At 55.6% G+C, this 10,531-nt stretch carries 10 protein-coding genes and 1 pseudogene; 5 read left to right on the forward strand and 6 right to left on the reverse strand.

What is annotated here, in order from left to right:
- Positions 1-109: 109 nt before the first annotated feature.
- The 3 genes from ACFFK0_RS20240 to ACFFK0_RS20250 all read right to left on the reverse strand — a co-directional run bounded on the left by ACFFK0_RS20240 (position 110) and on the right by ACFFK0_RS20250 (position 3,591).
- Entirely contained in the window at positions 110-1,780 is a 1,671-nt protein-coding gene (locus ACFFK0_RS20240; protein ID WP_377472152.1) for a PhoX family protein, read from the reverse strand.
- Between the two features lie 84 nt (positions 1,781-1,864).
- A complete protein-coding gene (locus ACFFK0_RS20245; protein ID WP_377472153.1) occupies positions 1,865-2,047 on the reverse strand; it encodes a hypothetical protein in 183 nt (60 codons plus the stop codon).
- A 29-nt stretch (positions 2,048-2,076) separates the two neighbouring features.
- On the reverse strand, positions 2,077-3,591 hold the full coding sequence (locus ACFFK0_RS20250) for a carboxypeptidase M32 (protein ID WP_377472154.1): 1,515 nt from the start codon (positions 3,589-3,591) through the stop codon (positions 2,077-2,079).
- A 123-nt stretch (positions 3,592-3,714) separates the two neighbouring features.
- Here ACFFK0_RS20250 and ACFFK0_RS20255 point away from each other — a divergent pair, with 123 nt between their 5' ends.
- On the forward strand, positions 3,715-4,041 hold the full coding sequence (locus ACFFK0_RS20255) for an iron-sulfur cluster biosynthesis family protein (RefSeq protein ID WP_377472155.1): 327 nt from the start codon (positions 3,715-3,717) through the stop codon (positions 4,039-4,041).
- A 45-nt stretch (positions 4,042-4,086) separates the two neighbouring features.
- Complete coding sequence (locus ACFFK0_RS20260) at positions 4,087-4,668, forward strand: beta-class carbonic anhydrase (protein WP_377472156.1); 582 nt, start codon at positions 4,087-4,089, stop codon at positions 4,666-4,668.
- 54 nt (positions 4,669-4,722) lie between these two features.
- Here the strand turns inward: ACFFK0_RS20260 and ACFFK0_RS20265 are convergent, their stop codons facing one another.
- Complete coding sequence (locus ACFFK0_RS20265) at positions 4,723-5,268, reverse strand: DUF309 domain-containing protein (RefSeq protein WP_377472157.1); 546 nt, start codon at positions 5,266-5,268, stop codon at positions 4,723-4,725.
- A gap of 102 nt (positions 5,269-5,370) precedes the next feature.
- Here ACFFK0_RS20265 and ACFFK0_RS20270 point away from each other — a divergent pair, with 102 nt between their 5' ends.
- Entirely contained in the window at positions 5,371-7,341 is a 1,971-nt protein-coding gene (locus ACFFK0_RS20270; protein WP_377472159.1) for a glycosyl hydrolase family 18 protein, read from the forward strand.
- Between the two features lie 73 nt (positions 7,342-7,414).
- Here ACFFK0_RS20270 and ACFFK0_RS20275 read toward each other — a convergent pair whose 3' ends face one another.
- Positions 7,415-8,062, reverse strand: a complete 648-nt coding sequence (locus ACFFK0_RS20275; RefSeq protein ID WP_377472160.1) for an SGNH/GDSL hydrolase family protein — start codon at positions 8,060-8,062, stop codon at positions 7,415-7,417.
- Positions 8,063-8,148: 86 nt separating this feature from the next.
- A complete protein-coding gene (locus tag ACFFK0_RS20280) occupies positions 8,149-9,021 on the reverse strand; it encodes an AraC family transcriptional regulator (RefSeq protein ID WP_377472161.1) in 873 nt (290 codons plus the stop codon).
- 92 nt (positions 9,022-9,113) lie between these two features.
- Here ACFFK0_RS20280 and ACFFK0_RS20285 point away from each other — a divergent pair.
- Both ACFFK0_RS20285 and ACFFK0_RS20290 read left to right on the forward strand, forming a co-directional pair.
- Positions 9,114-9,395: pseudogene (locus ACFFK0_RS20285) on the forward strand (VOC family protein); the annotation flags it as partial.
- Positions 9,396-9,547: 152 nt separating this feature from the next.
- Positions 9,548-10,411 carry an aldo/keto reductase gene (locus ACFFK0_RS20290; protein ID WP_377472162.1) on the forward strand — a complete coding sequence of 288 codons (864 nt, stop codon included), beginning with the start codon at positions 9,548-9,550 and terminating at the stop codon, positions 10,409-10,411.
- Positions 10,412-10,531: the final 120 nt, after the last annotated feature.

Below are 10,531 nucleotides of genomic sequence, written 5' to 3' on the forward strand. Positions count from 1 at the left end.
CTTTTCCTTTGAATGTGAGTGATTGGTCAATGCTGGATATTTTCCTTAGGAGATGAAGAACCCCACTATGCAGTGGGGGCTCCTCAGTCCTATAGGAAACGATATGGAATTACAGCTTGAATCCGCTGATGGCTACTACGGCTTCGCGCGGGATCTTGTCGCCTTTGCGGTGCGGCCACATCGATGTAGGCTTGCTGATATCCTTTGTTTCTTCGCCCGGATGCTGAATCGACAGGAACAGCGTTCTTTCGTCCGGCGTGAAGAACGGACCCGTCAGCTCGCACTCCACCGGACCGGAAGCAAACTGCATCGCTACGCCTTTGTCCTTGCCGGAAGTCGGGATGACATGCAAGCTGTTGTTCATGAACGTCTTGTATACACCCGTGTTATGAACGCTCGAGGACATATCCGTTACAACCCACAGGTTGCCGTTGGAATCGAACGCCAGGTTGTCCGGCGAGCTGAAGCCGGATTGACGGCCGCCGGCTGCGAAAATTTCGAAGTCGAACTCCGTAGCGGCAAGGTCGTTGTCCTTCTCGAAAATACGAGTGATATGACCATGAATGTTGCCATGGTTGTCGTTGTTCGTATGGCTGATGAAGATCGTGTTGTCGAATGGCGAAATTTCAACGTCCTCCGGACGGTCCGTCGGCGTGCCGCCCACCATAAGTGCCGCTTCGTGGCAGTACGTCACAACGTCGCCCTGGCTTGTAAACTTCTTGAGCAGGTCGTCGCGAGTGCCGCTTACGCCAGCCGGAGCCTTGTACTTCTCGTTGGAAAGCAGCTTGGCAATGGCTTCGTAAGTAACCGGTACCCACTTGCCGGACTTCAGGTTCGCCACGTAGAGCGTGCCTTCAGACAGCAGGTCGGAGTTTCTGCGGCCGTTCTCCGGTACGAACTTGTTCTTCGAAACGAATTTGTACACGCAAGCGTCTTTCTTGTCGTCGCCCATGTACACGACAACACGGCCGTCGTTAGCGATGCCCATAGCCGTGTTCTCGTGGTTGAAGCGGCCCAGAGCGGTATGCTTTCTCAGGAAATTGCCGTCGAACGGATCGATTTCGACTACCCAGCCGTAGTGCGTTTGCGGCAGATTCGCGTATGTAGCCGTTGTAGAGAAGTTCTCTTCACAGGACATTACCGTGTTCCACAGCGTCACGCCGCCGGAGCAGTTAGCGAACGTACCTGTAACTGTAGTAGCGTTGTTCAGCGCCGGGATCCCTGCAGCAGGACCGGTCAGCTCAAACTTCGTAAAGCCGTTAATGCGGCGAGCGTATCTCGAGGAAGTGTCCATCTTCCAAGTGCCGTCTTCTTTCTTGACCTCGATAACGGACATTCCTTGGTAGTACAGTTCGTTCTTAATTTGCTCTTCCGTCATCTTGCCGTCTTTGATCTCACCATGCAGGAACTGGTTCGTGTACTCGTGATTGTTGACGAGCAATCCGTGCTCATTGGAGCCGTTAATTGGGAAGTAAGCGTTATAGTCGGAGCCTTGGCCGAACTTGTCGCCAGCCGCGTTAATGGTGTCGTCGAACGCTGCGATGACATCGTATTTGAAACCTTTAGGCAGAATGAGTTCGTCTTCCTTGGATGGCTGAATCGGCTCGAAGTAGCCGCTCACTTTGTTCGTTTCATAACCGAACAGGTGGTCGGCGGTGTTGGAACGCGCGGAAGCTTTGCCTTCCAGTGTGCCGAGACCTGCCGATGCTGCGGCAAGCGCTGCTGCACCCGTTCCGAGATAGGATAAGAATGTACGGCGATCGATGTTCTTGTTTTCCATTGATATGTACAACTCCCCACAGAAATATGATCATTTCTATGGACAAGCATAAACTTCCATCGTCATCGAAATGTTAATTCTAGTTTAAGATATTGTAAATTCATCGCAAAAAATATCGAAAATGATCAGGACCTGACTATTCTTCCAAATCATTTTACCTGTAAACCAATCCATACGGATATCGAAGGTAATTACTGATGAAGCTCCGTGGATGTACGGCAAAAGGCTGTCCGCAGCCATCAGAACGATGACGATACGGACAGCCACCCGTGCCGTTCCCGAGTACGGGGCTTCGCCTACAGCCCGTAAACAGACTTATATTTATTTTCCAGGTACCCCAGCAAATATTCCGGATTCAGATCTTCGCCCGTCACGCGGCGGATCAGCTCGCTCGGCTGATACAGCTTGCCGTGCTTGTGAATGTTGTCCGCCAGCCACTCCTTGATCGGCAGCAGCTGACCGGCTTCGACCAGCTCGAATACGTTCGGCAGCTGCTTCTCCAGCGTGTTCAGCAGCTGCGCCGCGTACATATTGCCGAGAGAGTACGATGGGAAATACCCGAACGAACCGCCTGCCCAGTGGACGTCCTGCAGCACGCCGAGCGCATTCGTCGGCGGCTCGATGCCCAAATATTCCTTATACTTCGAGTTCCAGATCTCGGGAAGATCGGCCACCTTCATCGATCCGTCGAACAGCCCCTTCTCGATTTCATAGCGAACCATAATATGAAGATTGTACGTCAGCTCGTCGGCCTCGATCCGGATGAGCGACGGCTCGATATGATTGATGGCGCGGACGAACGCCGCCGCTTCGACGCCGTCGAGCTGTCCCGGAAAGTGACGCTGCAAATCGCCGTAATAACGGTTCCAGAACGCGCCGGAACGGCCGATCATATTTTCCCAGAAGCGGGACTGGGACTCGTGAATGCCCATCGATACGCCGCCGGCCATATTCGTGCCGTACAGCTCTTCACCGATGTTCTGTTCATACAATGCATGACCGCATTCGTGGATCGTCGCCATCACCGCGCTCACGACGTCGTCCGGCAGGAAGCGGGTCGTGATGCGCACGTCATTCGGACTGAGTCCGGTAGCGAACGGATGCACCGTCTCGTCCAAACGTCCTGCCTCAAAGTCGTAGCCCATCTCCTTCAGCATGAACAAGCTGAACGCCTTCTGCTGCTCCTTCGCGAACGTCTGCGCCAGAAACGACCGGTCGGGCTGATACGGCGAAGCGGCAATCGCCTGCAGCAGCGGCACAGCCCGGGCTCGTACCGTGGCGAATACCTCATCCAGCTTGGCGACGGTCATCCCCGGCTCATACAAATCCAGCAGCGCGTTATATTTATGGCCTTCATAGCCCCACAGCTCGATAAACTGCAAATTCATCTCGACGATCTTCTCCAGATACGGCAGGAACATTGCGAAATCGTCGTTATGCTTGGCGTCCTCCCAGACGGCTTCGGCCTTGCTCGTTAGTACGACATATTCTTGATTCAGCTCCGGAGGTATTTTCTTATTGCGATCGTAGTCCTTTTTGCATTCCTCTACCATACGGCGCGTAACAGCATCCAATTGAGCGTTCGCCTCCGGCTGCGTAAGCGCATCCAGAAAACCGCCCATCTGCTCCGACACCGACATGCGGAAATGAACGTCGGACAGCTCGCCGACCACCTCGGAACGGCCCGGAATGCCTTTCTTCGGAGCGCCGGTCCGCATATCCCAATACAAGAGGCCGATCGCTTCCTCGTAGCTCTTCATCGTCTTCACGTATTTGCGAAATTGTTCTTTTGTTTGCTGCCATTCGCTCATCGGCAAGGCTCCCTTCCAATTCAGCCATTTTATTCTTCTCGATCATAACGCTCGAGCCGAACAGAAGCAAATTCCCGCAATTTATGGTACAATATCTATCAATCTAGAGGGGGGGGACGACTTATGCAGATTATCGTTACGGAAGCCGCTGCGCAGCAGCTGGCGGAGCGTCAAGGCGATCGCCCGGGAACGGTACGGCTCGTTTACGACACGGAGGGCTGCGGCTGTGCCGTCAACGGCGTACCTGCGCTCTGGATCGTCGAAGCGCCGGAAGCGGGCGACGTTGCGGTGACCGAGCGGCAGCCGGTCATATGGATGCACCCGCAGCAGGCCATATTCTTCGAGGATGAAGTCAAGCTCGATTACCGGCCCCAGATGCGCACCTTCCGGCTGTACAGCGACAGTCAGACATACCATTCGCTCATGAAGGCGACAGACCGCCGCGCGTAAGCCGGAACGAAAGAGAGTAAGGAGATTCAGTATGGAGGGAATTATATGACATTACTTACGCAAATTATGGAACACAATCAAGAATTCGTCGAAAAGAAGGAATACGAGCAGTTCTTGACCGACAAGTTCCCTGATAAAAAAATGGTCATCATTACGTGCATGGATACCCGCTTGACGGAGCTGCTTCCGAGAGCGATCAACCTGCGCAACGGCGACGCGAAAATCATTAAGAGCGCCGGGGCCGTCGTCTCCCATCCTTTCGGCGCCATTATGCGCTCCGTTATCGTAGCGGTGTATGAGCTCGGCGCGAAGGAAGTGCTTGTCATCGGCCATCACGACTGCGGGATGACGAATCTGAATGCGAAGAGCGTCCTGGATAAGGCCAAGGACGTCGGCGGTATTACGGAAGAGATGGTCACGCTGCTGCAAAATGCCGGCATCAACCTGAACTCGTGGCTGAAAGGGTTCGACAACGTTCACGACAGCGTCACCCAAAGCGTCAGCATGATCCGCAATCACCCGCTTCTGCCAAAGCAAATTCCGGTCCATGGCCTCATCATCGAGCCTAGCACCGGCAAGCTGGAGCTCGTCGTCGACGGTTACAAGTCGCTGCAGGCTTCGGAATAACGGCAACAAGCTCTCGTCAACCCGGTTTAAGTCCGGTGCTGCCGAGAGCTTTGTTCATTTGTGCCGGTTCCTGCGCCGCTGCAGGCTTTCCTGCCTCGCCTGAACGACATCGGAGCGGTCGCGCCGCATATGCCGGTGAATCAGCTCGCTGTCGTCCATCGCGCTTCGCCGCTTCCACGTCCAGCCGCGCCCGGCTGCCATCGTACGGCAGCGCGCTTCCAGCTCCGCATCGGCGAAAGGCAGGTCCAAGTCGTGAAACTCGGACGTCCCCTCCTTCTGCCCATCTGCACCTTCCAGCTGACGCAGCCTATCCGAAATCCGTGTCAATAGCAGCTCGCCGTCAAGACCAAGCTCCGCCAGCGCTGCCGGTTCAAGCTTGGAGAGCGAGCTGCGCAGCATCTTCACCGCTCCGTCCCGGTTCCCCCGCCGTTCGTGATACAAGCCGACCGCCACCTGAATCAGCCCTACGAGCGTGTCGCCGTGCACCTCTTCCGGACGTTCCTTCCAATATTCTTCAAGCACCTCGTGGCATTCGAACCAATCCCGGCTTCCATGGAATTGGACCAAATATTCGATGATTTTCTCCGGCACCTGTCTCACCGACGCCCACCTCGATTGATATTTTTTGGAACCGCAACTTCTTCTGCCTTTCTAGCGTCACATGTACTAGATTGATAGATTAGCAGAGGAGAATCCGAACTCATGTCTTTCCGTCCCGCCAAAACGTTAACCTTGTTCACCGCGGCCGCATTGTTGTATGCTGCATTAACCGCACCGGGTATGCCGGGCGCCGCTCCGGCATCTGCCGCCGCTGTGACCGCTTCGAAGCCGGTATCGATTGCCGCCGACCGAACGACCAAGTACCGCGTCTATCAGAACAATCAATTGCTGTATGAAGTGGCCGACTTGAATCAAGCCAAAGCGCTTGCAAGCGGCTTTACCAACAGCCATGTCGAAGACATCGGCTCGCGCCGCTGGCTGTGGGACAACTTCCCGCGCTACCGTGTCTATCAGTATGATGTTACCTTGCCGCAGTGGCAGTTCGCAACCTTGGAGCAAGCGATTGACGAAGCAAGCAAATGGACTTACACGAGTATTCGCGATTTGCAAGGCGGCGGCTGGGTATGGAACAACTATCCGCGCTACCGGGTCTACCAGGGCGAATCTACGTCGGAGAGCTGGACGTTTATGACGCTTGCCCAAGCTACCGCCGAAGCGAAGCGCTGGTCGGACTCGCACATTATCGATTTGAATACGAACGGCTGGGTATGGGACAACATTCCCGCCGAACGCAAGGCGCAGCTGCGCTCCGGTCCAGCTCAATACCAAGTATATCAAGGCGCATATACGCAGGATGCCTGGGCGTTCGCATCGTTGGAGGATGCGGTCCGCGAAGCGGCGCACTGGTCGGATTCGACTGTCGTGAACGTACAGACGAAGGCGACCGTTTACAGCAATCGGAAGGCCTATCAAGTGTATCAGGGCGATTCGCTGCTTCAAGCATTCGTCTCGATGGATACGGCGGTCGACGAGGCGCGCAAATGGGCTGGCAGCCGGATCGTTCTTGACGGAAAGACGATCTGGACGAACAAGCCGTACTACCAAGTGTATCAATTGGACACGCCGATCGGCGAATCGTCGACGATCCCCGGTGCGCTCAGCTATGCATCGGCCTATGCGAACGCCTCGATCCGCACCCTGGATGGCGTCGTCATCTGGGATAACATCCGCAAGCTGCAATTCTGGGGCTGGAACGGCTCTTCGAACGCGACGACGATTCGTACTCATGCAAGCGGTACGACGGGGCTCGATGTCGATTCGCCGACCTTCTTCCAGCTCGCCGATGCGGACGGCAATTTGAAGGACGACTCCGATCCGGCGGTAGTCGCCTGGCTGAACCAGCAGCGTATCACGGTATATCCGCTGGTGCACAACCAATTCGATGCCGAATTGACGTCGAAATTCCTGGCGAACCCCGGCGCGCAGGCCAAATTTATCGAGGCGCTCGTATCCCGCGTCGCCGCGATCGGCGCCTCCGGAATCAATCTCGATTTCGAATCGATCAGCGGCAAAGACCGTGCGGCTTATACAGCCTTCGTGAAGAGCCTGGCGGACGCCGCACACGCAAGAGGGCTCGCGCTGTCGATCGACCTGCCGCGCGGCAGCGTCAAGTGGAATCATCAGACCGCATACGATCATGAGAAGCTCGGCGAAATCGTCGATTACATCGTCATCATGGCATATGACCAGTATTACAGGGGCAGCACGTCGCCCGGCTCGGTCTCCGGTCTGCAGTGGACCGAGGAAGGCATCAAAGAGTTTCTGTCCTATGGCATCCGCCGCGACAAAATCATCCTCGGCATCCCTTACTACGTTCGCGAATGGGAAATCGATGCCGCCGGCGCTCTGGTGAGCAACCGCGCCGTGCTGCTCAAGGACATTCCGGCTCTGATCGCCGCGAAGAACGCGACGCAAACCTGGGATCCCCAGTTTAACCAGTACCGCGTCGAATACAGCGAGAATGGCCACAAATTCGTCTTCTGGCTGGAAAATGAAGCTACCGTCAAAGCCCGCCTCGGTCTCGCCAAGCAGTACGAGCTCGCCGGCGTCGCCGCCTGGAGGCTCGGCTACGACACGCCGGAGCTTTGGAATGCGATGCTTCCCTTGAAATAACGGCGGGCATGGAAAAGCCGCTTCCCCCTCCTTCTCGGGAGATGGGAAGCGGCTTTTGTCTTACGTATAGGAACTAGTCCCGTTCGTATCCGATCCCGCGCAGGAACGCCTTCGCGAGCACCATATGCCCCGGCATCGACGGGTGCACCCGGTCCCAGCACAGCGCCGCAGGGTACAGATGCTTCAGCACCGGCTCAAAGGCCGCCTGGGTATCGACGAGAATCGTCCCCTCCTCATCGGCGATCCGCTTCACCACAGCGCCGTACGCGTCCATGCGGGCGCGCATCGCGTCGTCGCGGTTCGGCTCGATATAGAACGGCGTCATCAGGACGAGTCCCTTCAGATCCGGCTTCATCTGCCGGACGAGCGAGCGCAGCTCGCGTTCGTACGTGTCGATGTCGACGTGCTTCTCGGTTTGAAACGGCGTATCGAACTGCCGCCACACATCGTTAATGCCGATCATGATGGACAGCCAATCCGGCTTCAGCTCGAGCACATCCGAATACCAGCGGTCCTTCAAATCGAGCACCGTATTGCCGCTGATCCCCATATTGATAACGCGAATGCCCAGCTCCGGGTATCCGGACTGCAGCATGGCATTGACAATCGCCACATACCCGCTCCCCAGCGCATTAAACCCGTCGCCAACCGGCCGGTTACGGCCGCAATCGGTAATGGAATCGCCGATCATGACCAGCTTCGAACCTTTTTCAAGCTTCATACAGTCCCACCCTTTGCCGAGTTTTGTTCCCCTAAGGGTTCGACAGATGGTCTGGAAAATCCTGCATATCTTATCGCCGGCCGTCTTTACTTTTTCGCGACGGGGATCCAAATTTCGCTCCGAAACGTCGGAGACGACAAATCCTTGTTTTCGTTCCACAATATTTCCGGTCCCTCCACTTGCTCGTAGCCGGAAGACGGAAACCATTCCGAATAAATGCGGCCCCAAATCTCTTGCAGCGTCTGTGGAAACGGTCCGACCGACTCGAACACGGCCCAGGTCGAAGCGGCAACCTCGAGCTGCGAGTAAGGCACCGGACATTCCTTTGTCGTCGCTACGCCGATATAATGATCCAGCTCACCCTTTTCCTCCATTCGCCCTTCGGAGAAATTCGTCGATGCGCTGAGGAAGCCGATCGGCTCTACATTCGACATCTGCTTCAGCTCGGCGATCGATGGTTCGTCCAAACTGGCCCACATTGCGGCGATAGCGGGATTCACTCCATGGAATACAATCGGAACTCTCTTCATCAGCCCGACGATGCGAAACGATTCTTTGTGAGTGAAACGAACCTTCATTTCACCGCCTCCTTTAACGATCAGTTGAAATGTCATGCGTTGAAAATTTTTAAGCGGCGCCCCCATGCTTCTCGCTTCCGACGGATTGACTCCATGATACTGTTGAAACGCCTTCGTAAATGCGTCCGGTGAGCTGTAACCGTAAGTCAAGGCAACATCGATAATTTTCGCGCTACTATGTTGCAGCTCGAAGGCGGCCATCGTCAGACGTCTGCGGCGGACGTACTCCGACAGCGGCATTCCGGACAGGAACGAAAACATCCGCTTGAAATGGTACTCCGAACACGCTGCCCGTCTCGCCGCCTCCTTGAAGTCGATCTCGTCCGCAAGCCGCTCTTCGATGTAGGATAAAGCGAGGTTCAAGTTTTCAAAACTGCTCATCTCACACCCCCTTCCTTTAATCATAGATTAGCAAAGTCGGCATGCGGGCGCCCGACATTTCGTGTACGACATTTGACGGATGCCGGCCCAGGAAAAATTGGGTCATGCACGCTATGCTCATGATCAACGGCGGCCCTGTCATGTTTTCCGACGTATTCCCCGGCATGCCATTCACGGCAGGAAACAACATCAGCCTGATGGTGCGCAGCAGCGACCCTGAAGAAGTGAAAACCTGGTTCCACAAGCTGAAAGAAGGCGGACAAGTCGGCATGGAGCTGCAGGAAACGTTCTGGAGCCAGCTGTACGGCAGCGTGACGGACAAGTTCGGCATCGGCTGGCAAGTGAACTTGGACAGCGAACAAGCGAAAATGTAATTGACATTATCGTCTATCGATACAGGCCCAAGGTGCTCCCAAGCATCCTTGGGTTTTTATGTTAAGCTTTTTCAAGCAGGCATGCCTTGCAATTAGTAACTTATGGCTATACTATTTACGGTACATAACCGGTTTAGAGGAGGCAGCTGCTGGTGGAGAAACGAGCATTCGGCCGGACAGGCTATGAGTTTCCGATTCTCAGCTTCGGTGCGCAGCGCATCGTAGACGAGCATAATTGTACGGAGGAGGACGCCATCCGTATCGTCAACCGCGCGATCGATGAAGGGGTTACGTATTTCGATACGGCGCCGATCTATTCGAAGGGCCAATCGGAGGAACGGTTAGGCAAAGCTTTCGGCTCGCGCAGGTCGCAGGTTTGGATCGCGACGAAGACGATCGATCGGACCCGCGACGGATCGCTTCGTTCGCTGGAGGCGAGCTTGAAGCGGCTGCAAACGGACCATGTAGAGGAGTGGCGACTTCATGACGTTCGTACGATGGAGCAGCTGGAGCAAGCCTTCGCCAAGGACGGTGCGCTGCAAGCTTTGATTGAGGCCAAGGAGCAGGGCGTAATCAAGCATATCAGCATAAGCGGGCATACGAATCCGAGCGTGCAGCTGGAAGCGATCGCCAGGTTCCCGTTCGACAGCGCTCTGGTAGCGTTGTCGGCGGCCGATCATTTCATCTACAGCTTTGCGCACGAATTTGTGCCGAAAGCGAATGAGCAGGGCGTCGCCATTATCGGCATGAAGGTCATCGGCCTCGGCCGGCTTGCCAAGTGGTACGAGCAAGCGCTGCGCTACACGTGGTCGCTTCCCATCTCGACGGCAATCATCGGAATGGAATCGATGGAGCAGCTGGAGAACAACCTGAGAGTCGCCAAGAGCTTTACGCCTATGTCCGAGCCTGAGAGGCTGGAGTTTCTCAAGGAAATTATTCATCTCGCGAATCCGGACGTGCTGCGGTGGAAAGCGAAAAGCTGGGAAGACGATAAGGAGTGGGCCGAAAGGCTGTAACCGGGATGCAGCGGCTGCCGCGGGGCGCGGGAGCTTCGCCGGGTCGATGACACCGCACACAAACAAACGCCGGTTGGACCTATGTCCGACCGGCGTTTGTCGTGCCATCATACTGAAGCA

This window comes from Paenibacillus chartarius (assembly GCF_042432825.1).
GTDB lineage: Bacteria > Bacillota > Bacilli > Paenibacillales > NBRC-103111 > Gordoniibacillus > Gordoniibacillus chartarius.

Excerpts from the sequence above, each read along its gene's own strand:
- ACFFK0_RS20260 (WP_377472156.1), top strand. The coding sequence starts at position 4,087 with ATGACATTACTTACGCAAATTATGGAACACAATCAAGAATTCGTCGAA.
- ACFFK0_RS20240 (WP_377472152.1), bottom strand. The coding sequence starts at position 1,780 with ATGGAAAACAAGAACATCGATCGCCGTACATTCTTATCCTATCTCGGA.
- ACFFK0_RS20250 (WP_377472154.1), bottom strand. The coding sequence starts at position 3,591 with ATGAGCGAATGGCAGCAAACAAAAGAACAATTTCGCAAATACGTGAAG.
- ACFFK0_RS20255 (WP_377472155.1), top strand. The coding sequence starts at position 3,715 with ATGCAGATTATCGTTACGGAAGCCGCTGCGCAGCAGCTGGCGGAGCGT.
- ACFFK0_RS20275 (WP_377472160.1), bottom strand. The coding sequence starts at position 8,062 with ATGAAGCTTGAAAAAGGTTCGAAGCTGGTCATGATCGGCGATTCCATT.
- ACFFK0_RS20280 (WP_377472161.1), bottom strand. The coding sequence starts at position 9,021 with ATGAGCAGTTTTGAAAACTTGAACCTCGCTTTATCCTACATCGAAGAG.
- ACFFK0_RS20270 (WP_377472159.1), top strand. The coding sequence starts at position 5,371 with ATGTCTTTCCGTCCCGCCAAAACGTTAACCTTGTTCACCGCGGCCGCA.